The 25,024-nt window shown below is 37.6% G+C and carries 21 protein-coding genes and 2 tRNA genes; 9 read left to right on the top strand and 14 right to left on the bottom strand.

Annotation, left to right across the window (positions count from 1 at the left end; all coding sequences use genetic code 11):
* Positions 1–125: 125 nt before the first annotated feature.
* The 4 genes from cobA to dps form a co-directional block, all read right to left on the bottom strand.
* Positions 126–992 (bottom strand): uroporphyrinogen-III C-methyltransferase, encoded by an 867-nt coding sequence (gene cobA / locus J8L70_RS04780; protein ID WP_211054332.1) that lies wholly within the window; start codon positions 990–992, stop codon positions 126–128.
* Positions 993–1,016: 24 nt separating this feature from the next.
* Positions 1,017–1,370, bottom strand: a complete 354-nt coding sequence (nirD, locus tag J8L70_RS04775) for a nitrite reductase small subunit NirD (protein ID WP_211054331.1) — start codon at positions 1,368–1,370, stop codon at positions 1,017–1,019.
* The gene (gene nirB / locus J8L70_RS04770; protein WP_211054330.1) at positions 1,357–3,933 is read right to left on the bottom strand and encodes a nitrite reductase large subunit NirB; all 2,577 of its coding nucleotides are present in this window, start codon (positions 3,931–3,933) and stop codon (positions 1,357–1,359) included. The genes nirD and nirB overlap by 14 nt, the downstream gene beginning before the upstream one ends.
* 332 nt (positions 3,934–4,265) lie before the next feature.
* Positions 4,266–4,778 carry a DNA starvation/stationary phase protection protein Dps gene (dps, locus tag J8L70_RS04765; protein WP_211054329.1) on the bottom strand — a complete coding sequence of 171 codons (513 nt, stop codon included), beginning with the start codon at positions 4,776–4,778 and terminating at the stop codon, positions 4,266–4,268.
* 290 nt (positions 4,779–5,068) lie between these two features.
* On the opposite strand from dps, the gene J8L70_RS04760 reads away from it, so the two are divergent.
* Positions 5,069–6,436 carry an alkaline phosphatase PhoX gene (locus J8L70_RS04760; protein WP_211054328.1) on the top strand — a complete coding sequence of 456 codons (1,368 nt, stop codon included), beginning with the start codon at positions 5,069–5,071 and terminating at the stop codon, positions 6,434–6,436.
* A 418-nt stretch (positions 6,437–6,854) separates the two neighbouring features.
* Here J8L70_RS04760 and J8L70_RS04755 read toward each other — a convergent pair.
* The 7 genes from J8L70_RS04755 to J8L70_RS04725 form a co-directional block, all read right to left on the bottom strand.
* A tRNA-Val gene (locus tag J8L70_RS04755) sits at positions 6,855–6,931 on the bottom strand.
* A gap of 50 nt (positions 6,932–6,981) precedes the next feature.
* Positions 6,982–7,058, bottom strand: a tRNA-Val gene (locus J8L70_RS04750).
* A 395-nt stretch (positions 7,059–7,453) separates the two neighbouring features.
* Complete coding sequence (locus tag J8L70_RS04745; RefSeq protein ID WP_211054327.1) at positions 7,454–7,900, bottom strand: PA2169 family four-helix-bundle protein; 447 nt, start codon at positions 7,898–7,900, stop codon at positions 7,454–7,456.
* A 266-nt stretch (positions 7,901–8,166) separates the two neighbouring features.
* Complete coding sequence (locus J8L70_RS04740; RefSeq protein ID WP_211054326.1) at positions 8,167–9,105, bottom strand: LysR family transcriptional regulator; 939 nt, start codon at positions 9,103–9,105, stop codon at positions 8,167–8,169.
* A gap of 438 nt (positions 9,106–9,543) precedes the next feature.
* Positions 9,544–10,014 carry a DUF4124 domain-containing protein gene (locus tag J8L70_RS04735; RefSeq protein WP_247664682.1) on the bottom strand — a complete coding sequence of 157 codons (471 nt, stop codon included), beginning with the start codon at positions 10,012–10,014 and terminating at the stop codon, positions 9,544–9,546.
* 78 nt (positions 10,015–10,092) lie between these two features.
* Positions 10,093–11,589, bottom strand: coding sequence for a DUF3413 domain-containing protein (locus tag J8L70_RS04730; protein ID WP_211054324.1), 1,497 nt, complete (start codon positions 11,587–11,589; stop codon positions 10,093–10,095).
* 5 nt (positions 11,590–11,594) lie between these two features.
* Positions 11,595–11,807 carry a DUF1414 domain-containing protein gene (locus J8L70_RS04725; protein ID WP_211054323.1) on the bottom strand — a complete coding sequence of 71 codons (213 nt, stop codon included), beginning with the start codon at positions 11,805–11,807 and terminating at the stop codon, positions 11,595–11,597.
* Between the two features lie 61 nt (positions 11,808–11,868).
* Here J8L70_RS04725 and yejK point away from each other — a divergent pair, with 61 nt between their 5' ends.
* Entirely contained in the window at positions 11,869–12,882 is a 1,014-nt protein-coding gene (gene yejK, locus J8L70_RS04720; protein ID WP_211054322.1) for a nucleoid-associated protein YejK, read from the top strand.
* A gap of 83 nt (positions 12,883–12,965) precedes the next feature.
* On the opposite strand, the gene rne is transcribed toward yejK, so the two are convergent.
* Positions 12,966–16,187 carry a ribonuclease E gene (rne, locus tag J8L70_RS04715; RefSeq protein ID WP_211054321.1) on the bottom strand — a complete coding sequence of 1,074 codons (3,222 nt, stop codon included), beginning with the start codon at positions 16,185–16,187 and terminating at the stop codon, positions 12,966–12,968.
* Between the two features lie 751 nt (positions 16,188–16,938).
* Here rne and rluC point away from each other — a divergent pair.
* The gene (gene rluC / locus J8L70_RS04710; RefSeq protein WP_211054320.1) at positions 16,939–17,895 is read left to right on the top strand and encodes a 23S rRNA pseudouridine(955/2504/2580) synthase RluC; all 957 of its coding nucleotides are present in this window, start codon (positions 16,939–16,941) and stop codon (positions 17,893–17,895) included.
* 58 nt (positions 17,896–17,953) lie between these two features.
* On the opposite strand, the gene J8L70_RS04705 is transcribed toward rluC, so the two are convergent.
* Positions 17,954–20,062, bottom strand: coding sequence for a methyl-accepting chemotaxis protein (locus J8L70_RS04705; protein WP_211054319.1), 2,109 nt, complete (start codon positions 20,060–20,062; stop codon positions 17,954–17,956).
* A gap of 133 nt (positions 20,063–20,195) precedes the next feature.
* Entirely contained in the window at positions 20,196–20,789 is a 594-nt protein-coding gene (locus J8L70_RS04700) for a Maf family protein (RefSeq protein ID WP_211054318.1), read from the bottom strand.
* A gap of 129 nt (positions 20,790–20,918) precedes the next feature.
* On the opposite strand from J8L70_RS04700, the gene yceD reads away from it, so the two are divergent.
* The 6 genes from yceD to acpP all read left to right on the top strand — a co-directional run bounded on the left by yceD (position 20,919) and on the right by acpP (position 24,899).
* Positions 20,919–21,443 carry a 23S rRNA accumulation protein YceD gene (yceD, locus tag J8L70_RS04695; RefSeq protein WP_211054317.1) on the top strand — a complete coding sequence of 175 codons (525 nt, stop codon included), beginning with the start codon at positions 20,919–20,921 and terminating at the stop codon, positions 21,441–21,443.
* Positions 21,444–21,453: 10 nt separating this feature from the next.
* On the top strand, positions 21,454–21,624 hold the full coding sequence (gene rpmF / locus J8L70_RS04690; RefSeq protein WP_004587686.1) for a 50S ribosomal protein L32: 171 nt from the start codon (positions 21,454–21,456) through the stop codon (positions 21,622–21,624).
* Positions 21,625–21,636: 12 nt separating this feature from the next.
* Positions 21,637–22,680, top strand: a complete 1,044-nt coding sequence (plsX, locus tag J8L70_RS04685) for a phosphate acyltransferase PlsX (RefSeq protein ID WP_211054316.1) — start codon at positions 21,637–21,639, stop codon at positions 22,678–22,680.
* Between the two features lie 48 nt (positions 22,681–22,728).
* Positions 22,729–23,655: an ACP S-malonyltransferase gene (gene fabD, locus J8L70_RS04680; RefSeq protein ID WP_211054315.1), complete on the top strand. Its 927-nt coding sequence runs from the start codon at positions 22,729–22,731 to the stop codon at positions 23,653–23,655.
* An 11-nt stretch (positions 23,656–23,666) separates the two neighbouring features.
* Positions 23,667–24,413: a 3-oxoacyl-ACP reductase FabG gene (gene fabG / locus J8L70_RS04675; protein ID WP_211054314.1), complete on the top strand. Its 747-nt coding sequence runs from the start codon at positions 23,667–23,669 to the stop codon at positions 24,411–24,413.
* A gap of 249 nt (positions 24,414–24,662) precedes the next feature.
* Positions 24,663–24,899, top strand: coding sequence for an acyl carrier protein (gene acpP, locus J8L70_RS04670; protein ID WP_211054313.1), 237 nt, complete (start codon positions 24,663–24,665; stop codon positions 24,897–24,899).
* The last annotated feature ends 125 nt before the right edge of the window (positions 24,900–25,024 follow it).

Here is a 25,024-nt window from a genome sequence, read left to right as displayed (position 1 = left end):
ATTATACCAATTTGGTGCAGTTGTTATATGGTTTGCACGTAGTTAGCGCATAAAAAATGCGTATATTCTCAACAGGGCAGAATATACGCAAAAAAGCTCGAAAGGGAGTTTCGTAACTTAAATCTTTACACCAATGCACCTTGCAATAACTCAGGATTGATCGCCATTTGGTGATTAATGACTTGTCCTATCATTATTATAGTGGGTCCTTTTAGAGAGGCTCTTTCTGGGTTTTCGCTAATTTCAGCTAAATTAGAACGGATTATACGTTGCTGGGTTGTCGTGGCATTTTCAATTAAGGCAATAGGGGTGCTTTTTGGCCATCCTACCGACATAAGTCCACAGGTTAACGCGTCTAATCTTGATAACCCCATATACACAACCAGTGTTGGGTTAGTGTTACCTTGTTGGTATGAATAGCTATCCCACTTAGGCTGTTTGTTAGGATCAGCAAATTGAGCGGTTAAAAATGTTACACTCGGTGCGACATCCCGAGAAGTCAAAGGGATGCCTGTATAGGCTGAGGTTGCACACGCGGTGGTAACACCAGGTATAATAGCAAATGATATATTATGCGTTGTTAATGCGTCTGCTTCTTCATTTATACGTGCGAATATACTCGGATCACCTCCTTTCAACCGCACTACATTTAAGCCCAATTGTGCGTAATGAACTAATAAATCACAGATTTCATTTTGCTTCATTGAATGCTTACCAGCACGTTTACCAACAAATACCCGTTTACATTTCCTTGGCAACGTTTTAATGAGTTCATCACTTACCAGCCAGTCATATAATACGATATCGGCTGCTTGCATTAAACGGTTGGCTTTAACGGTAATTAATTCGGGATCACCAGGACCGGCTCCAATTAAATATACTTTCCCAGGCTTTCCCTTATATGTATTGTCGTGTGTTGTTTGATTAGGTTTATTGATCAATCGATTAAACCATAAACTTTCTATGCCGGAAAAATAAGATAGTACGCTCATAATCTTTGCCCTTTTATTAAACGCTTAAGCGACCGATGTTACTAAGTTAGGTTGAGAATGAATAAACACACACCCTTGCTCTATCTTGGTCGAATATGAAGGTACCGACATGGCTGTATCTTGTAGGCATTCGCCTGTATCTAAGCAAAAATGTTGTTTATAAAGTGGCGAAGCCACCACTAACTTTTCACCTTGAGAGCCGACTATTCCACGAGATAATACATTTGCCTTGCCAATCGGATCATAGTTTCCAATTGCATAAACTTCATTAGGTGTATCTGGTATAAAGAAAACGGCGATTTGTTGTTCGTTAACTAAAGCACATACACCACTATTTTTTACAAGGTCATTTAACGACCCAATATTATGCCAAGACATTTGACTTCTCCTGATTAATTTCAACAACGGGGATACGGTTTTCATCACCATGTTTATGTGCTTTTTTCTCTGACTCGGTGGCAGGACGAATTTGATTTCTTTCTTGCACAAATAAAATATTTGTATCTTCTTCAGGGCTATTAACAAATTGTCTAAAGCGTTTTACTGCTTCGGGGCTTTCTATCGTTTTTTTCCACTCACATTCGTAAGTGTCTACAATAAGGTTCATTTGAGCGTCGAGTTCGGCACAAATTCCTAAGGAGTCATCAATAACTACGCTTTTGAGATAATCTAAGCCACCTTCTAAGTTCTCCATCCACACCGATGTACGTTGCAGTTTGTCGGCGGTTTTAGCATAAAACATTAATACTCTATCTATGTAGGTTATAAGCGTTTGTGTATCGATATCTGTTGCAAATAAATCGGCATGGCGAGGGCGCATACCGCCGTTACCACACACATATAAATTCCAACCATTTTCGGTTGCAATAATACCAATGTCTTTACTTTGTGCTTCGGCGCACTCTCGCGTACATCCCGATACCGCAAGCTTAAATTTATGCGGGGTTCTTAGGCCTTTGTAGCGATTTTCGATTGCAATAGCTTGGCCGACACTATCTTGTACACCATAGCGGCACCAGGTGCTGCCTACACACGATTTTACGGTTCTGAGTGACTTGCCATAAGCGTGGCCCGTTTCAAAGCCGGCATCAATGAGCCGCTTCCAAATAACCGGTAATTGCTCTAAACGAGCACCAAATAAATCAATACGTTGTCCACCGGTAATTTTACAATACAGGTTAAAATCTTTTGCAATTTGGCCAATCACAATTAACCCTTCAGGTGTTATTTCGCCTGCAGGTACTCGGGGAACAACGGAATAAGACCCATCTTTTTGCATGTTTGCTAAAAAGGTGTCGTTAGTATCTTGAAGGCCTACATGAGGTGTATCTAAAACAAATTCGTTCCAGGTTGAAGCTAAAATAGAGGCAATAGCAGGTTTACATAACTCACAGCCTTTTCCTTGGCCGTGTTTACTCAATAATTCGTCAAATGTTTTAATTGAATCTACTTTTACTAAGTGCATTAACTCTTGACGTGAAAAGGCAAAGTGTTCACACACATGGTTGTTAACTTCTACACCCCGGCTTTCTAATTCACTATCTACTACCGATTTTAGTAATGCAGCACAACCACCACAACCCGATGCGGCTTTGGTGCATGTTTTAACATCACCTAAATCACAGGCACCTGCATCAATAGCGCTAACAATATCGCCTTTACTCACGTTATGACATGAACAAATTGTGGCGGTGTCTGGCAATGCATTACCAGCAAGGGCAGGGGCTTCACCTGTGCTGGGTAATATTAAGCACTCCGGGTTTTCTGGCAAGTCCATATCATTAAGCATATATTGCAATAAAGTGTCGTAGTCGCTGGTGTCACCAACTAAAACGGCACCGAGTAATTTACTGCCACTTTCGTTTAAAACTATTTTTTTATAGCAATCACGAATAGGATCTTGATATATGAGTTCTTTGCATTGTTCGCTGCGCGCATGAGCATCACCAATAGAGCCGACTTCTACACCCAGTAATTTTAATTTGGTGCTCATATCTGCACCACTAAAAGATAAATCACCACCGATTAGATGACTAGCCGCCACACGTGCCATATTATAGCCAGGGGCAACTAAACCGAATAATTTTTTATCCCATAAAGCACATTCACCAATTGCGTAAATAGACTCATCTGACGTTTGGCATTGATCGTTTATCACAATACCACCGCGTTCACCTAAGGTTAAATCGGCCACTTTCCCTAATTGATCATAAGGGCGAATACCGGCTGAAAACAGAACAATGTCGGTCTCAAGAAACGTGTCGTCCGAAAAATTTAACCGATAGCGTAACGTTTCGCCGGCCACTATTTCAGTTGTTGCTTTTGCGGTATGTACACTAACGCCTAATTTTTCAATTTTATTTCGTAATAAGGTACCGCCTTGCTCATCAAGTTGTACTGCCATTAATTGTGGCGCAAACTCAACAACATGGGTATGTAAGCCTATTTGTTTAAGTGCATTCGCTGCTTCAAGACCGAGTAAACCACCACCAATAACTACGCCGACTGTGCTTGATTGGGCGCTACTGTGTATTTGTTCTAAATCTTCAATTGTTCTGTATACCAAACAGTGTGCTTGATCATTACCAGGGATTGGTGGGACAAAAGGATAAGAGCCGGTTGCCAGTACTAATTTGTCATAACCATATTCATTACCCTCTTTTGTAATGACTAATTTTTCTTGGCGGTTAATATTTTCAACCCATTGCTTAGTATGGACATTAATATTAAGCGAATTGTAATTTTCCAAGGTGGTTAATGCTAAGTCGTCGACTGTTTTACCATCAAAAAAGCTTGATAAATAAACTCGATCATACGCTAGGTTTGCCTCACCACATAGCACAGTGATTTCGGCTTGAGGATCACTTTGGCGCATTTGTTCAACAAAATGGTGCCCAACCATGCCGTTACCGATAACGAGAATTTTTTGAGATGCTTTCATTTGGCATTCCTTAAATGACGGTTTAATTTTAGCCAACAAAAAAGCCCACACTATTAAATACAAAATTTGTATAAATAGTGTGGGCTTCTTTGCCTAAAGTGACTTTACAAATAATTGCAAAGGAACTTTTATGTAAACTCAATTAAATGAGCATTAATAATCAATATAAAGCAAAATAGCGGCCAAAGTTATAATGCATTGATTTTAAATGTCTTTTAAATTTAAAGACGATATCAATCATAAATTTTGTCTACCTTTGGTGCATCTTTAGCACTATTTGAGTGCGTTTTATACAAGTGCTAAAGTTGTAATTTGCTCATATACATTTACGTTTAGTTTTCAAGCTTCCCCGTAGCTGACTCAATATGTGCTCTAACAAACCATTGAAATTGTTCTAATTCAGCAAGTTGCGCAATAATCATATCTTCGGATACTGGATCGGTTTGTGCTAATGTTTCCAGTGCTTTTCTGTGATCTGCATTGATACCGTTATATACCTTATTTAACGCGATTAAATGCTCTTTTACATTGCCCTTACCAATTGGGTAGTCATTCCATGAACGACGATCGACAATTGACTGAACAGTCCCCACTGGTTCACCCCCTAATGTTGCTATTCGCTCGGCAATGGTGTCGGTCATTTCACGGATCACCGCCACTTGAGGATCTAACATTTCATGGACACTAATAAAATTAGGCCCAACTACATTCCAATGAATGTGTTTTAGTGTAAGTTGTAAGTCAATTAACGAGACCATTCTATTTTCAAGCTGTGCGATGGTTTTTTCAGCAGAAGGTTTATCCATACCTGGCGCGGTGAAATCAGCTACTTTATTCGTTTTCATCTACTTATCTCCTAATTTAAACAAAAGCTTATTTAATTTTAATTGATTGTTTTATATTTAAAGCAACCGTCATGCCGATTAAAAATTAGATTTAATATCAAGGGGTTATGATTTAATGTTGGTAGAGGAATTACTATAAAGCAGGGTCTTTCTGAATTTATTTCAAGTTTTTGTAATATATACAGATAAGAATTTAAATATGACATTTTAATTAAATTACGACTTAGCATCGTATTTATTGCATGATTTAATTTATTATGTGCACAAAGCTAATAACAATAGAGAACGTTATGATCACAAGAAGAGAGTTTATTTTAGCCGCGGGAAGCCTTGCATTTGCTGGGTTATCGCGCAGTGCGTTTGGCAAAAAGCCACTTCCTGAGTTATCTAACAGTTTATTTGCATATGGTGCGTTACTCCCAGATGAAAATAAACTGTTAGATTTACCTGCTGGGTTTAATTATCAGATTATCTCGCAATTAGATGAACCAATGTCAGATGGTTTTACCGTCCCAGATAAAGCAGATGGAATGGGGTGTATAGGCCTAGATAACGACACCGTGGCATTAATTCGTAATCACGAACTTAAACCAACTGATTTAACAAAGAGCCATGGAGCCTTACAAAATCATAAAACATCATTAGCTTATGACTCAAATGAGCAAGGTGTTGCCTTACCTGGGGGCACCAGTCATATTATTTATAATGTTAAAACGAGAAAAAAAGAGCAAGAATTTTTATCGTTAGTCGGCACAATACGTAATTGTTCAGGGGGAATAACCCCATGGGGTACTTGGCTAACATGTGAAGAAACAACACTCACCACTGCAGATGGCTTTAATGAAGATCATGGTTATATATTTGAAGTACCGGCCAGTGCAAAAGGATTAGTAAAGCCAGTACCGTTAAAAGATATGGGCCGTTTTAATCACGAAGCCGCAGCGGTTGACCCAAAAACAGGCATTGTTTATTTAACCGAAGACAAAGGCGACAGCTTGTTTTATCGCTTTATTCCTAAAGAATATGCAAAGCTCTCAAAAGGTGGGCAGCTACAAGCTATGGTTATCAAAAGCAGCGCTAAATTCGATACACGTAATTGGGCTGGTAATAACATGCCTTTACATCAAAGTATGGATGTTGAATGGATCGATTTACAAAATCCACACAGCCCTAACGATGATTTAAGGTTGCAAGGTTATGAAAAAGGCGCAGCACTTTTTGCTCGTGGAGAAGGTATTCATTGGGGTGACAACGAATTATATTTTTGTTGTACCAATGGGGGCAATAAACAACTAGGCCAAGTAATGAAATACCAGCCCTCAGAATTTGAAGGGCAAGCTAACGAGCAAGAATCGCCAGGTAAAATTCAATTATTTTTAGAAAGTACAGATAAGTCTCTTTATAACTTTGGCGATAATTTATGTGTTGCGCCAAACGGACACTTAATTGTATGTGAAGACCAATACACCGATGTGGTCGATAATCACTTACGTGGTGTAACCCCTAAAGGCGAAGTATATAATTTCGCTCGTTTAAGTGCACAAACAGAACTTGCCGGAGCATGTTTTTCTCCCGATGGTAGTACATTGTTCGTTAATGTATATAAGCCAAGTAAAACCATTGCCATAACAGGCCCATGGGAGCGCTTTAAAAAATAATCACTAATCCTCTTATAAACGCTGTTGCATTTGATACTAAAATATTTAAAACGTGTTCAGGTGTAACAGCCTCCGTTTTTCAATGAATAATACACAGTAGAATTATATTACTGGCCTTCAATGTTAAATGGAGTCACACAAGTTTAAAATACTTCATTTAGCGTTGTATAAACACTTAGCAAAAGAGTGGATGAGATACAAACAACTCGTTATTAAGCGAGTCGTTTAGTGATAGATTGAGACTAAGCGATTAGTTATAAAACTTGCCACAAAGTGAAAGCCCATACCGATAAAGAGGTTACTAAGTCAAACCTAAGACTGACGACTTAATTAAAAAAAAGTGAGTAAATAATAAAGATGAATAACGTCTTGTATACGCAAGATTAAAAAAATAAAAGCGAATGATGTATATAAATGTTGGTACGACTGAGTGGATTCGAACCACCGACCCCTACCATGTCAAGGTAGTGCTCTAACCAACTGAGCTACAGTCGTACAATAATGAATGCTTAAATGTAATTTATTCGTAGGTGGAGGAATAAATTTGGTACGACTGAGTGGATTCGAACCACCGACCCCTACCATGTCAAGGTAGTGCTCTAACCAACTGAGCTACAGTCGTATTACCGATTTAAGATTTAGTAATTAAATTACTAACCGGCGCTAATATATAGCGTGGCGGGTGTTGAATCAAGCCTGTTTTACATTTTTAAGTTTGTTTGATGTTTTTTTATCCGCATTTGCTTGTTTAAGATACGATTTATTTTTATTTTGAGTGAGTTTGAGTTTTTTCACATACGTTATTTAATACATTGGGGGAGTAATATTTACCCATACTATAATGAGCGTTTATTTTATTAAGGAAATGTTTTTGATTAAGAGGGATGTGATTTGTATTAGATATGTTGATTTAGTCAGTGTTAATTTAAAGCTTATTTAATAGCGTAAATATCACTTTTATCTAGGGTGGTTTTATATAAAAGGCCGATACGACCTTTTATATAAAATGAGTAGAGTTTAGTGGCTTTTTTTCATTCGGCTCATCTGAGTATGGCAACCTTGCATTGTTAACAATGTTTTTGCTAGGGCTGCTTCGCAGTCTGCTGGTTGAGTTTTATCCATTGCAGATTTAATTTCTTCCAACGTTTTATCTTCAACTTCTTCAAGTTCATCGATATAGGTGTTGGCGTTATCTGAGCTAAATTTTGTAATTAATGATGTATAAGCTTTACGTGCTTGCACTGCAAATGATGAACCATTTTCACGCTCACCTTGCTCATTGATTGCATAAGGTTGCAAACGTTCAATGCTTATTTTTCGTGCGTCGATCATGTCTTGAAATAGAGATACAACAGCAGGCTCTTGTACTTTAGCCTGTGCTTTTTCATAAAACTCAATACCACTGTTCATTACTTGGATTATATCAGTAATATTTTTTGGCTCTTGTGTTTGATAAGTATTCATAGGGACCTCTCTAATAGTAAATTAGGCATTAACGCTAGGATGCTTTAAATATATAAAAGCGGGTTGTGCTTAATATAAAAAATCATCCACAGTGTTAATTTATTTATGCTAAATTTTAAATTCACTAATACAAAAGCAATCTATATTCCATTTTTCTATTATATTTTAGTTCATTGATTATAAAGAGTTTTATTCTGTTTAAAGAAAAGTAAGCTAAGATGCTTATGGTATACTTTAAGAAATATTTACACACTTTTGTAATTGTGTTACTTCAATTCTAATGCGACTTCTGCGACTTTTTGTCGCAACCATACATGGCTGGCATCTCGGTGTAATAATGGGCTCCAAATCATATCTAATTCAAAGGGTGGAATAGGGAATGGGGGTTCTAATATTGCTAAACCTGGATCATCTGAATATATATTAGCGGCTTTTGATGGCAAAGTGGCTATGAGGTTTTGCTCTTTTGCTAAGTGAATAGCGACATGATAATTACGCGTAAATGTTGCGATATTACGTTGTTTAGCAAAGTCGGCTAATGCTTCATCTACCCACCCTAATTTTTGTACATCTTTTGGGTTCATACCAACCCCTACACCAAAGCCTGTTTTACTCACCCAGATATGCCTCGCGTTTAAATAGCTATCTAAGGTAAAGTTTTTAATTATTGGGTTATCGGCTTTTACTAAACAGCAAAAACTATCTTTCCAAATACGCTTATGATGAAACGATTGTGGTAAATTTTCGAAGCGATTGATAGCCATGTCTACTTTACCATTTTCAACATCATGAAAAGTAACATCACTGGGTGTTAATATATCTAATGTTGTATCGGGGGCTTCTTCATGTAATTTACTTAACAACTTAGGTGCTAAGGTACTTGCTGCGTAATCGCTAGCCATTATTCTAAATACGCGTTTACTTTGACTCGCTTCAAACTCTCGATTAGGCGCTAATGTTTCTTCAAGGGTCATCAATATCCCACGAATAACAGGCTGAAGCTCTATGGCTCTTTCGGTCGGTACCATACCTTCACTGGTGCGAACTAAAATTGGATCGTTAAATAAGTTACGTAGGCGTTTTAAACCATTGCTCATAGCTGGCTGCGTAATACTTAATTGGTTAGCGGCGCGTGTGACATTACATTCTCGTAATAACGTATCTAAATACACTAATAAATTTAAATCTATTTTACTAATATTCATATGTTCTCCATCTTATGCCACGGATTATGTTTGAACGTCGATAATAAAAAATACATTTCGTGGGATCATAAGTACTTTAGTGATTGCGTTAACACTTATGTTTAACTTGTGACGCAAAATTATTCTATATTCAGCTAGCCTATGGTACTGCACTTCATAATAATCACAAATTATAATATATGTTTACTTTAGCAAGGCGCTCTGACAGGCTGAGATTCAATTTCAAATTGAAAAAGCGCTTTATCTATAGTGTTATAAATGAGGGGTTTATTGTTCAAGCGGTTGTCGTTTAATCGATTATTTGGCCCGTACATCATAATGAATGCTATTTATTAAGTAATGACTTAAAAATAGCGCGGTCCGATGAAAAAGCATTGCTGAGGATTTGTTTTACTACAATTAATTTTTAAATAAAAAGTGACTGATTAACAATAAAAATTATTGATACAGCTTTATTTTATTTTCAAGTTTGTTAATGCGCTTTGTAATATTTTTAACTTGGGTTTTGTAGTGTTTGGCAATATTGCTTAGGTTCTTATTAATATCTTTAGCGAGCTGCTTTTTGTCTTGCTCACTTAGCGTATGATTTAAGCGTTGATGTTGCTTAAATTCTTGTTGATCTTTTTCTCGATTTAATAAGATTAATTTATTTTTATTACTCTTTAATTCTTTCTCTAAATCTTTAATGATTCTTTTTCTTTCTAATGAATTTAATGCTTTGGTAACGTTTTTTGTTGGGCCAGTAATATCATCTTGCGTATTAGTAATGGTATAGCTTTTGGCGTTTTTTTGACAAGGAAACTGTGAAAAGGTGGTACTTTCTACGGTGACACATTTATAATATGTGGTGTTTGCTTGGCTTGTGGTACTAAATAAAATGGTAAAGGTAATAATAAAAAAATAGTGCATAGTGCTATCCATAGCAAAATAAAATCATAGTAAAACTATAACCTAGCTTAACGCTTAATCAAGCTAGGTTTATCGTTATTATTGAGAAAAAGTTTTTAGCCTTTTAATACTTTGTACTAAAAATGGAACATCTAGCCCTTGCTCGATAGCAAAGCCTTGCGCAGCAGAAATATTTCTATAATTTCCATCAGAATCAATTAATGTAATGCGATCTTTTTTATAGGCAATAACAACGCCTTGAGAATAATTTACACCTGTATCATCTTTTTTATTATATAAATTAGCGCCGAGCATTGTTTGTTTAACAACTGTTGGGCAGTTTAAATACTGTGCTATGCTGGTGGCAATTAAATCACTTGGTTGTATTAAACCGGGCATTTCGGTGATTGTTTTATCGTTACTGTACAGAGTTGATGTGCTAAGTAATTCATTAGATTCATTGAGTAAACTAAACGCAAAAACCTGATCTGCATCAGCTCTCACTTTACTGTCACTGTTCGCTTTTACAATTCGGATTGCACTGTTTGTAAAGGCATGTTCATTTATATATTCAAACTCACTGATCCCTTCTAATGATAAGCTGCGGCGTTGTGAATGCCAAGCCGGTAACGTTTTCATCATAAGAATACTATTTTTATAAAATGCAGGTAATCCATACACTAAGCTAAACATTAAATCACTGCGATTTGTTGTTTGTAAAAATTGATCAGTTTTATGTAAGTTAGTATTACTGTTGGCAAAAGCTTTAAGTTGTACCTTGTTATCGAAAACTAAAATATCGACTTTTTGTTGTTTAATATCAGGACAACTCGCAATCAAAGAAGGGGGGGTGTAATTAATATTTTGACTGTTGATAATTACTTTATGCGCTTGTTTATAATTATCTATGTCTAGTAAGTCATTTTTTGCAAGTAAGCTTTTAGCGGTTGTTGGGTATGATAACGGCAGTACATTATCTTGTTTGGTAATATCAAACTTTAAATTTGCATCAGCCCAAATATGAATGCTGTGGCTTAACGCAAAGCAAAGTACTAAAAACGAACTGGCATATCGAGCAAACTTAAGTTGCTTTAATTGTGCTAAATGATGCCATGTGTAATTACTAACAATAAGTTGAAATACAAATATTAATAATACAATTGCGCTAGCTAATAGTGTGGTTATCGCAGGAGAGCTTGTTAAACGATGCCATAATAAAGACACTATTTCAGGCAGTGCACTCGCATTTATATGATAGCCTAAATTAAAATAGACGTAGGCATCGAGAGTTAAAATAGATGCGCCTACAGTAGCTAAAATAGCCGCCATTCCACGAATGTGCTTAGGGTAGGGGAAAACTAAGCTCATGGGGAAAATCGTCAGCACAAATGCTAAAAAGGTAATAAAGCTAGTATGGCTTAACCATGTAACTAGCATATATATAATACCTATAAAACTGGTTGGTTTTGCATCGGCAAATAAAAAGCTCAGACTAATAAAGAGCGCTAAACCTATATTGGCAAAAGTAAACCAATGTCCCCAACTTAGTAATTGACTTGCTTTAGATGAAAACTGATTGTGCTGCGATAAATTCATATAGTTTATTTAACCGATTGAGCGAGGGCTTTTGCAAAGTTCTCGGTCACGGCTTGTCTTTTCCCTTCTGGCACATGCTCTTTTAAGATATGCGTGATAGAATTTCCTAAACACATTAAACTTAAATCAACTGGCGATTTGTGTTTTGTTAACACATCAATAAGCTGGTCGACGATTTGTTCTACTTCATCATTAGTATATTTTGATAAGATTGGCATTAGTTGGTTCAATAAAAAATTATATTTTCATATTTTAACACTAGAGGCGTGAAAAACAAAGATGGCAACAGACGTTAAAAAGTTAGTCGTTCATTATGTAGACAAAAAAGACGATAATACTGAAATCCACCTTCGCAATGACGAAATGGCAATAAACGAAAAAGTAGAAGTGTTTATTGAGCAAATTCATCATGCTTATAATGGTAAGCCAGGAAAAGGGTTTTGTGCCTTCAGTGGTGAAAAAAATAGTGTAGTTGCTTCTGCGATGCAAAGTTACCGTAATAATGAACTTGGTTTTTGGCACATGACGGAGCAAGCAACAACGGTACTAAAAGAAGAACTAAATAAATATGCTTTTAATGAAACAGGTTATTTAATTTTTTGTCATTATCAATATGTGGCTACTGATTATGTTTTGATCGCAATGATCAATATCAAAGAGCATTACTCAATTACCTCAGAACTTGATTTAGCTTCTTCACGTCATTTAGATATCTCTCGAATGCAGCTGGCCGCGCGTATAGATTTAACCGCATGGGATACACAAGCTGAAGAAAACAAATATATCTCTTTTATAAAAGGTCGTGCGGGGCGTAAAGTTGCCGATTTCTTTTTAGATTTTTTAGGTTGTGAAGAAGGTATAGATGCAAAGCAGCAGAGCCAAGTGATGCTTAGCGCTGTTGAGGATTACTTATCTGAGAAACAGTTTGATAAAACCGAAAAAGATGATTTAAGAAAGCAGGTTTTTGATTACTGTAATGACTGTGTGAGCACGGGAGAAGAGGCCAATGTGAGTGACATTTCTGCTACTTTAACAAAAGGCGAAGACAGTCCCTTTGATAATTTTTGTAAAGAGCAAAGTTATGATCTTGAAGACACTTTCCCCGTTGATAAAAAAACCGTAACTAGCATGGTTAAGTTCTCTGGCTTAGGAGGAGGTGTAAGTGTGAGTTTTGAACGTAAGCACTTAGGTGAGCGTGTTACTTATAATGAAGCAACAGATACATTGGTAATTAAAGGAATACCACCAAATTTAAAAGATCAGTTGCAACGTTTTATGGAACAAGAGCAATAAAAATAACACTTAAATATAACTAATTAAAAAGGCCGCATTAAATATTAATGCGGCCTTTTTTAACTAATATAGAGTGGTGTTTATTAATCAACACTCATTGTTTTAGTCATATCGGCACTTGCACGACCAGCAGGCTTGATAGAGCCCGCGCGTAATCCACTATCAGGGATTAGTTCACGTTTATCATGCGCCATTGCCGTAACAACCTGTTCGCTAGCCGTTACAGGAACAGCCGTTGGTTGTGCCATCGGTGCACTTGCAGAACCTTGCTTAATAACTGTTTTAGCAGAGCCCGCCGTTTTTTCAGTCGTTACTGGTGCTTCAGCGGTTACTGGTTCTTCAGCGGTTACTGGTTCTTCAGCGGTTACTGGTGCTTCAGCGGTTACTGGTGCTTCAGCGGTTACTGGTGCTTCAGCGGTTACTGGTTCTTCAGCGGTTACTGGTGCTTCAGTGGTTACTGGTGCTTCAGTGGTTACTGGTGCTTCAGTAGTTACTGGTGCTTCAGTAGTTACTGGTGCTTCAGCGGTTACTGGTGCTTCAGTGGTTACTGGTGCTTCAGTGGTTACTGGTGCTTCAGCGGTTACTGGTGCTTCAGTAGTGACTGGTTCTTCAGCGGTTACTGGTGCTTCAGTAGTGACTGGTGCTTCAGTAGTTACTTGTGCTTCAGTAGTTGCTGGCGCTTCAGTGGTCACTGGCGCTTCAGTGGTCACTGGTGCTTCAGCGGTCACTGGTGCTTCAGCGGTTACTGGTGCTTCAGCGGTAACTGGTACTTCAGTGGTCACTGGTGCTTCAGTAGTGACTGGTGCTTCAGTGGTTACTGGTGCTTCAGTGACTGTATTTTCTTGTTCTTTTTTCGCTTTAAGCTCAGCTTCATACTCCGCAGCGGCTTGATCTGCTACTGGTACAAATGCAGGTGATTCATCAGATTTTGTTTCTGCTGCATCATTTTCAGGGCGCTTGCGACGTTGACCTGATGCACGAAGATGGCGAGGAGAACGACGTGAACGTGTTCTTGTCTGCGAATCATCTTCGCTATCGCTTGTATCAGCTTCAACATTTTTAGGCTGTACTGCTTTTTCTACTGATGGCTCAGATTTAGCTTGAACTGGTTTATTTTGTTCTTTAGATACAGCTTGAACTGGCGTGTCGACGTCTGTTTTAGCAGTACTTTGCTCTAACGTATTATCAACAACTGCTTTTTGTTCTGCGTTTTCATCTTGAACACGTACTTTCTTACGGATATTTCTACGTTGACGACGCACCTTAGGCTTGCTTTCTTTCGGCTCAGGTGACGTTTTAGCTTGAGTAGAACTATCGTCTTTTGTTTCTTGTACTGGTTTATCATCACGTTGTTCGTGACGTTTACGAGCGTTTGGATTACGACGACGCTTATTGCGATTTTCGTTTTTATCCTGTGTCTCATTTGTTGCAACCGTTTCGTTTTTTGCTGTTTCGTCAGCCGGCTTTTCGTTACGAGGCTTTGAACGATTATTGTTGCGACGGCGATTATTATTACGACGACGGTTATCGTTGTGGCCACCACGTTGATTATTACGTGATTGTGGTTTCTTTTCTTCTGTTTTAGTCTCTGGACTTGGTTGCGAGCTAAATAACGCTTTTACCCAGTTACTAATTACAGTAAAGATACTTTCTTGTGAGCTAACATCAGCTTTTGTTTCTTTAGCTGCAGTCGCTTGTGGAGCTGGAGTAGAAGGCATTACTACACCTTTTAAAACAGGCTCTTCACGAACAGGGGCTGCAACCGTTTTAGAGGTTGTAAATACTTCTTGCTCAGGCTCTACTACTTGTTCGTAGCTAACCGCTTCAATTGTTTCATCTTTACGTAATCGCAATACTTCGTAGTGTGGCGTTTCCATATGTTGATTTGGGATAATCACCACATCACATTTATGATCTTTTTCAATACGATGAACGCTACGACGTTGTTCATTTAATAAATACGCAGCGACTGCAACGGGCACTTGTGCATTAACTTGTGCTGTATTGTCTTTAATTGCTTCTTCTTCGATTAAACGCAAGATAGAGAGTGCAATCGATTCGTTTGAACGGACTGTACCTTGGCCGCTACAACGAGGACAAACGCCTTGGCTTGCTTCACCAAGTGATGGACGCAGACGTTGACGCGACATTTCAAGTAGGCCAAAACGTGAAATTTTACCTATTTGTACACGTGCACGATCTGGGCGAGCCGCATCTTTTAAGCGATTTTCAACTTCACGTTGATGGCGAGGTGGTGTCATATCAATAAAATCGATAACGATTAAACCACCTAAATCACGTAAACGTAATTGGCGAGCAATTTCATCAGCTGCTTCTAAATTAGTATTTAGGGCAGTCTCTTCTATATCGCCACCTTTAGTTGCTTTAGACGAGTTGATATCTATAGAGGTTAACGCTTCTGTTGGGTCAATTACAATTGAACCACCAGAAGGAAGGCGAACTTCTCTTTGAAATGCCGATTCAATTTGGCTTTCTATTTGATAGTGAGTGAAAAGTGGTGTATCGCCTTGATATAACTTAACACGGCTCATAAAGTCGGGGCGAAAACGTTCAATGTGCGCTTTAGCTTCTTCAAAAACACGTGGTTTATCAATTAATATCTCGCCAATGTCACGACGTAAATAATCGCGAATTGCGCGGAAAATTACATTGCTTTCTTGGTGGATTAAAAAGGGGGCTTTAGCACTGTCAGCAGCTTGTTGGATTGCTTCCCAGTGAACTAATAATGCTTTTAAATCGTAGTTAAGTTCTTCAAACGACTTACCAACACCTGCAGTACGTACAATTAAGCCCATACCTTTAGGTAATTCTAAACGGCTCAATGAATCTTTTAGTTCAGTTCGCTCATCACCTTCGATACGGCGTGAAATACCACCGGCACGAGGGTTGTTTGGCATTAATACTAAGTAACTACCCGCTACACTGATAAAGGTGGTTAAAGCAGCGCCTTTTTGGCCTCGCTCTTCTTTATCAACTTGAACGATAACTTCTTGACCTTCTTTGATCACGTCGCGAATATTTGGACGACCGTGAAAAGTATAGCCTTGTGGGAAATAAGTACGAGCAATTTCTTTTAAAGGTAAGAAACCATGACGATCTGCACCGTAGTCTACAAATGCCGCCTCTAATGATGGTTCTATACGGGTAATTTTGCCTTTATAAATATTGGCTTTTTTCTGTTCGTGACCAGGGCTTTCTATATCTAAATCATATAGGCGTTGGCCATCAACCAGTGCTACGCGCATTTCTTCTTGCTGCGTTGCATTGATTAGCATGCGTTTCATATTATTACTCTATAAGTTTGTGTCGCTGACATGACGAATTTGTCGCCTGTTCAGGTGTTCCTTTTTTAGCATGTACAACCTCACGGCTGGGTCTTTTTGGAACGACTTAAAATACATTAAACAGTGTTGTAATTAATTGCGGGCCGACAATAACGTTCATTCACATTATTAAATTCATATTGGGTATAAAACTGTTGGCTTTTTATGTAAGCGGCATTTTGCAGTTTTATCCAGAAGTCGGCCTGTTGTATAAATCGTTTTTAATACGCTAGTTAATATCAAACTGTGCTCAGGGAGTTGTAAATAGTATATGACTATTTTTTACTCGTAGAGGTATAAAAGACAGTATGTGTTTTACTGGTTGTATCAATGCGATTTTAATTTAAATAAACTAATTTATTTGTTTTTAAGCTATTTCTGAACGACGTATTTTACGTCGTCACTATCTGACAAATTAATTCTTCATTGCTTTTTTATCACATTAAAGGTGATTCATGTTCAAACTTAAGCAGCAATATATTACACGCATTGCTGTTAATTGAGCGCACGTGATTTTTAAGTATGTATAAAAGCTTTGGAAAACTTAACGTGGATCTGTATGATCACTTACTCAAAATGTGCATCACGAATGTTTTAATGTATAAAAAGCACCGTTGTTATGTGCAAATAACTTATATTTGCGCCGCTGATTATCCCATTAATGTTACCGTGTTAGCAACTAAATTATTTTACTTAAATCAGTGATTAGGCAATGTCAGAAAATACCGGCTTACAAGTTACCTTTGTTACTATTGATGAAGACCATTTAGGTCAACGAATCGATAACTTTCTTATTACCCATTTAAAAGGGGTGCCAAAAAGCGCTGTTTATAAAATTTTAAGAAAAGGGGAAGTACGCGTTAATAAAAAGCGGGCTAAACCAGTCTATAAACTTCAGCTAAATGATATTGTACGTATTCCGCCTATTAAAGTTGCTGAACGCGAAGAATTTGTTCCAAGTAAACTCGATAAAGTGACCCAATTAGAAGATGCCATTTTATTTGAAGATAAATATTTAATTGTGATAAACAAACCTTCAGGTATGGCTGTACATGGTGGTAGTGGTTTAAGTTATGGTTTAATTGAGGCACTAAGGGCATTACGTCCTCAAGAAAAAAGCCTTGAGCTTGTTCATCGCCTTGATAGAGATACTTCGGGCTGTTTGTTAATATCGAAAAGGCGCTCTGTTTTAACAGCGTTACATGAGCAGCTTCGTGAAAAAACAATGGAAAAAAATTATTGGGCTTTAGTTGAAGGGCAGTGGGAGTCAAAAACTAAAAATGTGACCGAGGGCTTGCGTAAAAATACTCTTAAATCGGGTGAGCGAGTTGTACGTGTTGATAACGAAGAGGGTAAACCTTCGCATACACGCTTTAGGGTACTTGAACGTTTTAGTGATTGTTCTTTAGTGCAAGCATCACCTGTAACAGGGCGTACACATCAAATTCGTGTGCATACCCAATGTAAAGGGCATCCTATTGCTTGCGATGATAAATATGGCGATCAAGGTTTTGATGCATTAATGCGCAAGCGTGGACTAAATCGATTATTTTTACATGCACACGACTTAAGCTTTTATCACCCAAAAAATGAGACAACTATGCGCGTAGAGGCACCTTTAGATAAAGCATTAAAAAAATGTGTATTAGCGTTACGAGACAATAAATAAAACTAATTTAAAATAAAAAAGAGTCTGAAATTTCAGACCCTTTTTTATTATGTCACTTTTATATTTTAAATTGATTAACTAACTTGGTTAACTCACTGCCCAAATTATTAACGCTTGCGGCATTTTCTTTCGTTTCTTCTATTGATTTAGACACGCCTTGCGCTGAAATAACAATGCTGCTAATGCTTTCGTTAATACTTTCTGTTGCTTCATTTTGTTGCTGCATAGAGGTGTTTGTATGCATAACGAGGCCATCAATATCTGTAATAGCAGCACTAATTTTATCTAAATACTCTCCCGCTTCAACCGCTTGTGTTACTGTCACCTCACTGGTTTTTTGGTTTTTCTCCATACTCATCACAGCTTTTTCAGATCCTGTTTGCAGTTTTTCAATCATCTTTTGTATTTCTTCAGTACTAACTTGAGTTCTACCTGCCAGCGTACGCACTTCGTCTGCAACAACAGCAAAGCCTCTTCCTTGCTCTCCTGCACGGGCTGCTTCTATGGCTGCATTGAGTGCGAGTAAATTTGTTTGATCAGCAATGCCCCTGATAACCGTGAGTACTTCACCAATCTCGTTAGATGATTCATTTAAATCTTTTACGACCACAGTGCTGGTTTGAATTTCTTGTGCTAAATTACGAATCGAACTCACTGTACTTTCAACGACTTTTTTTGCTTGTTGGCCTTGTGAATTAGCTGATGACGTAGAAGATGTCACATTTTCAATATTGGCGACTATTTCAGAAGAGGTTGAAGACATTTGATTGATTGCAGCGGCAGTTGAATCTGTTTCAGTACTTTGGTTTTGGATTGAGGTTGTGACTGAGTTCAGTAATGAGTCCATTGAAGTGACGGATTGATTTAGTTCTTGCGATGAATTTGAGATTTGTTTTACTAAACCTTGAATTTTTTCTATAAAAACATTAAACCCTGTTGCTAATTGACCTATTTCATTTTTTGCTGAATCATCAACTCGTTGCGTTAAATCGCCTTCACCTTGCGCAATATCATTAAGCCTGTCTGACAGTTCATTGATTGGGATTATTATTAATCTAACAAAAATGAATACCATAACAGTGCCGACAATAATTGCTGAAAACAGAAATACAAATTGTATCGTCACCGCTCCAGCAACATACTCAGCAGCACTTTCATCAGCACTTTCCATAAAATCATCAGATGTTTTTGCTATCTTTTCTAAAATTTCATCTGCTTTATCTACATCTATTTCAAGCAGCTCAGTTAATTCGTCAGCTTTGTACTCTTGTTGTAACTGTGTACGGTAGGAGTCAAAAAGTTGATCGTCATCGTAAGCAAGCTTTTTCCAGTCAGAAAACAGTGAAAGTAATTGCTTGGCATATATTGTATCTTGTTCGGTTTCGGCTAAATCTACAATAATATTAAAAAATGGGGTGGTGTTGTTTGCTAGGGCATTAAATTCATTCGAAATAGATGCTAGGTATTTTGGATTTTCTTCTGCTAAGTACTCTCCTGAGGTATCTTGCATTTCTATTATTAAGCGCTGCAGTTTAAGTGCAGCCTCCACGACTGGGTAATCTTTCTCAAAAAGCTCTCCCAATAAGTCGTTCACTTGTTTTGCGCTACCCCCCGTGGCGATAATTCTGTCGCCAGCATCTTCAGATGTTTGCATTTCGGATTCATTTTCGTTCGCAAACTTTTCTAAAATAGTGATTAGCTCAGCTCCTTGGGCATCAAATTGAACTAACAAGTCTTTCGCTTTTATTTCAGTTAATAACTCTAAACGGTGGGCCGCTATCATGTCTTTGGAATGGATGATGAAAGAAGTATGTTTTTCAAATGCCTGGTCGATTAATGCTTTATATTTTTCATCATCAACAATTGAGCGCAGTGATTTGTTTATTTCGGTAAAAAGTGTTTCTAACTCGATAAGCTCAGTGGCAAGGGTGTCTATTTCATCTAATTCTTCACTGGCTAATATTTCGTTTGCTACTTTGGCTGACTCCCAAAGAGTGGCAATTAAATCATCAGTTTCTTCTATTGTAGGACCGGCTTCATCAGTTATTGCATTAATTTGCTCTTCGAGCGTTTTTAAAGATATTAAACTGCTAAAAGCGGTAAGTGCAACAAAAGCGGTCATTAAGGTTAATGCGATAATTAACCGAGCTTTAATTGATAGATTCATTGTATCTCTTTTCTATAATGGGAACTTAAGTAGATTAAAGATATAGTTAAGAACACACATTAATACAATTATTTAGATTATATTTATTATTGTGCGTCTTAACGATGGGTTATGATGAATTGTTAGCGTTGAATTACTTGTTGTAAGTTAAAACATCAATGCCAAATTCATTGAGTAAATTACATAACTTAATTAAAGGTAAACCTATTAATGCATTAGGATCATCACCTTGAAGCCTCTCAAATAAACTTATACCTAATCCTTCGCTTTTAAAACTGCCGGCACAATTATAGGGTTGTTCCATATCGCAATAGGCAGATATTTGTTTTTGATTGAGGTGTTTAAAAACAACATTAAAGGGTTCGACAATTGTTTTATATTTTGATGTATCAATATCATAGACACATAATCCAGTTAAAAAGGTGACTGTTTGACCACTAAATAAACTTAATTGTTTGATTGCATTTTCTTTATTGTGAGGTTTTCCTAAAATTTGATTATCAAAAATGGCGACTTGGTCTGATCCTATCACAAGCCCTTTTTTAAAATGTTGTTCTGCGGCTTTAGCTTTTTGCCAACTTAAACGTTTAACTAATTGTTCGGGAAGTTCATTGGGTTGTGCACTTTCGTCTATATTAGGTGAAAAAGTATCAAACTCTAGATGAAGTTTTTTTAATAAAGACTGCCGAAAGGGCGAGCTTGACGCTAAAATAAGCGGATGAGACATCGATTTATCCTATAAAATATACATTTCAGTTAGGATAAATCAGATCTGAGACGAAAACACGCGAAAAACTAGGTAAAAACGGTTTTTTATTTTGACTAACCAACTAACTATCTATATGATGCAGCCCCTATGCAAAAGGTAAAAATTCCTATCACCCTTCATCCTGGGAAAGCAGCGCAACACCGTTTATCATACGATGGTATTGTACCGCTTGAGAAACTTGCTCGTTTACGAGGTGTTGTACAGGAAGAAGAAGGTGAAATAGCGGTAAAAATTCAGTGTAAATATGATGAGCAAGGTTTAGTTGTGATTAAAGGCAATTTGTCGACACACGTAACTGTAACTTGTCAACGTTGCAATGATGATTTAGGGTTGGATTTGGATCAAGACTTTATGTATTCGCCAATTGGTTTGGATGCTGAGTCAGATGATCTTCCAGAAGTCTACGATGAAGTAGCGCTTGATGAAAATGGTGAAATTAATGTGTTTGAGTTAATCGAAGACGAGTTGATTTTAGCAGTGCCTATAGTGCCTACACACAACGAAGCTTCGTGTAATTACTCAGCAAAGCCTGCCAGCTTTGGTGTGTTAAAAGCAGAAGATGATAAACCAAATCCATTTGATATTTTGAAACAACTTAAGAAAGATTCTTAGGAGAAGACTAATGGCTGTACAAAAAAGCAAAAAGTCTCGTGCAAGACGCGGCATGCGCCGTTCACACGATGCGATCAACGGTCCAACTTTAACAGTTGACCAAACTTCAGGTGAGACTCATCGTCGTCACCATGTAACTGCTGACGGTTACTACAAAGGCGTTCAAGTAATTTCTAACTAAGAGATTGCTTTTATGCTGACTAATCTAACCATTGCGTTAGATATGATGGGGGGCGATTACGGCCCCCGTTCATCTATCCCCGCTGCAATAAATGCAGTAAATTCCCATGCCAACTTGACGTTGATTTTGTGTGGTAATGAACAAGTTTTAACCCAAAGACTTGCCAATTTCGATTCTGTTTCTCATCCTCGATTAATTATTCGCCATTGTAGTGAAGTTGTAACTAATGCTTGTGAACCTGCCAGTGCTGTTAGAGCTAAAAAAGACTCTTCAATGCGTGTTGCGCTTGATTTAGTTAAATCTGGGGAAGCACAAGCTTGTGTGAGTTCAGGTAATACTGGCGCGTTATTCTTTATGGCGCATTACGTATTGAAAATGCTACCAGGTGTAAAACGTCCTGCATTAATTTCTGCTGTTCCTACTGAGAAAAAAAATCCTGTTTATTTACTTGATCTCGGTGCCAATGTTCACTGTGATGCTCAAACCCTTTATCAATTTGGTATTATGGGCTCTGTTGTGGCTGGCCAAGCTCTTGGTTGTGATAACCCTAAAGTCAGTTTATTAAACATCGGTGCAGAAGATATTAAAGGTCACGATGAGATAAAACGTGCCGCTCAATTAATGCAACAATGCCCACATTTAAACTACAGTGGTTATAGTGAAGGTAGTGATATTTTTACAGGGAAAGCGGATGTAATTGTTTGCGATGGCTTTGTCGGCAATGTGGCTTTAAAAACCTGTGAAGGGATTGCTAAACTTATTATGAAAAAGTTTAGTTCAGCATTGGAAAAGCATTTAATTTATAAATCATTAGCATTTATGTTGGCTCCAATAATAAAAAAACTCTATAAAAGGGTGAACCCCGACCAGTATAATGGTGCTTCTCTGGTAGGATTGCGCGGTATTGTGGTGAAAAGTCATGGTAATGCCTCTGCAAAAGCGTTTAATGAGGCAATTAATGAGGCTGTACGCGAAGTTGAACGCCAACTACCTGATAAAATAGCTGCTATGTTTGAAAAACAGCAAATCACAGATAATGATATTGCTAATGATTAAAGATTAGTAATATACAAAATAAAAATTGTTAAATAAAAAGAGCAAACTATGTCACAAAAAATTGCACTTCTTTTCCCAGGCCAAGGCTCTCAAAGTGTTGGTATGCTAAGTGAATTATTAGCTTCATCTGCTGTTGTTAAAGCGACATTTAAAGAAGCATCTGATGCTTTAGGTTATGATTTAGCTGATTTAGTTTTAAATGGCCCTGAACAAGACTTAAATGAAACCCACCGTACTCAACCTGCTTTATTAACTGCAAGTGTTGCTATATATCGCCAATGGCGCGCTATTAATCCAGATACTGACGTTGTTATGGCCGGACATAGCTTAGGTGAATATTCGGCTTTAGTATGTAGTGATGTTGTAAGCTTAAGCGAGGCTGTAAAGCTGGTAGAAAAACGCGGACTATATATGCAAGAAGCGGTACCTACGGGTGTAGGTTCTATGGCTGCGATTATTGGTCTTGATGATGATAAAATAAAAGAAGCATGTGAGAGTTCGGCGCAAGGAGAGGTTGTCTCTCCAGTTAACTATAACTCACCTGGTCAAGTTGTTATTGCAGGTCACAAAGCGGCCGTTGATAGAGCCTCTCAGGCATGTAAAGACGCGGGTGCTAAACGTGCTCTGCCACTAACTGTAAGCGTACCTTCTCATTGTGAACTAATGAAGCCTGCAGCGCAAAAATTAGCAAACGATTTAGCATCTTTAACTTTAAAATCACCAACGTGTGATGTGTTTAATAATGTAGATGTAAAAGCACAACACTCTTGTGATGCAATAAAAGATGCCTTAGTACGTCAGCTATACAGCCCGGTACGTTGGACAGAAACAGTTCAAACACTTGTTGCGCAAGGTATTACGCAAAGCTATGAATTTGGTCCTGGTAAAGTATTAACGGGCTTAGCGAAAAGAATTGATAAAACATTGGTATGTGGCTCAGTAAACGATACTGCAGCTATAGAAGCAGCAAAATAAGAGTATTTAATATGACGAATCTATTTTCTTTAGAAGGTAAAGTTGTGCTGATCACAGGCGCTAGCCGTGGTATTGGCAAAGCAATTGCAAATACGTTAGTTGCTCAAGGCGCTACAGTAGTTGGTACAGCAACAAGTGAAAACGGTGCACAAAAAATTAGTGAATATTTAGCTGATAACGGTAAAGGTTATGCATTGAATGTCACTGATCCTGCCTCTATTGAAGCGACACTTGCCGCAATTAAAGCTGATTTTGGTGATGTTGATGTATTAGTTAATAATGCAGGCATAACACGTGATAATTTATTAATGCGTATGAAAGAAGGTGAATGGGATGATATTATTGATACTAATTTAAGTTCAATTTTCCGTTTATCAAAAGCAGTGTTACGTCCAATGATGAAAAAGAAAAATGGTCGTATAATTAATATTGGTTCAGTTGTCGGTACTATGGGGAACGCGGGCCAAGCGAACTATGCAGCAGCGAAAGCAGGGGTCATTGGTTTTTCTAAATCGCTAGCTCGCGAAGTCGCCTCTCGTGGCATTACTGTTAATGTGGTTGCACCTGGTTTTATTCAAACAGATATGACTGATGAGCTAACGGAAGATCAAAAATCTGCAACTCTTGCCAATGTACCTGCTGGGCGTTTAGGGCAACCTGATGAAATTGCTGCAGCAGTGTGTTATTTGGCGTCTGATGCGGCTGCTTATGTATCTGGTGAAACTTTGCATGTAAATGGTGCGATGTACATGGTTTAATGCTTTTTATAAGCTTTAAATATTGAAATATGTTTAATTAGTTTATTTAAATAGATTGAAATTTTTGTGAACTTGCTTTAAACATACTTGAAATCGCTATTAAAATAAGCGATAAATGATTAAATAGACATTCAGAGGTTTGACCAGACAATTATTTACAGTCAAATCATTGAATCAGAGAATTATGCCGCGTAAACTACGCGACAATCTGAAAATAACGCATTGGCGTTTTTATTAAAGGAAAAAAGAATGAGCGATATTCAAGAACGCGTAAAAAAAATTATCATCGAACAACTAGGTGTTAAAGAAGAAGAAGTTAAAAACGAAGCTTCTTTTGTTGATGACTTAGGTGCAGATTCTCTAGATACTGTTGAATTAGTAATGGCTCTTGAAGAAGAGTTCGATACAGAGATCCCTGATGAAGAAGCAGAAAAGATCACTACAGTTCAAACTGCAATCGATTACGTTACAGCTCACGCTGAGTAATTAATAGCATACACAGGGCAGCATTCGCTGCCCTTTGTTTATCTATCCAAACCACCTCAAAGTTCATGATACAAATCACACTAATACTCATCAATGCTTATACCTATTTAAGCGGTAGCTTTGTT

Source organism: Pseudoalteromonas sp. MMG010, from assembly GCF_018100905.1.
Classification (GTDB): domain Bacteria; phylum Pseudomonadota; class Gammaproteobacteria; order Enterobacterales; family Alteromonadaceae; genus Pseudoalteromonas.
Note: the sequence above shows the minus strand (reverse complement) of the source record. Positions and strands in the feature narration are given on the sequence as shown.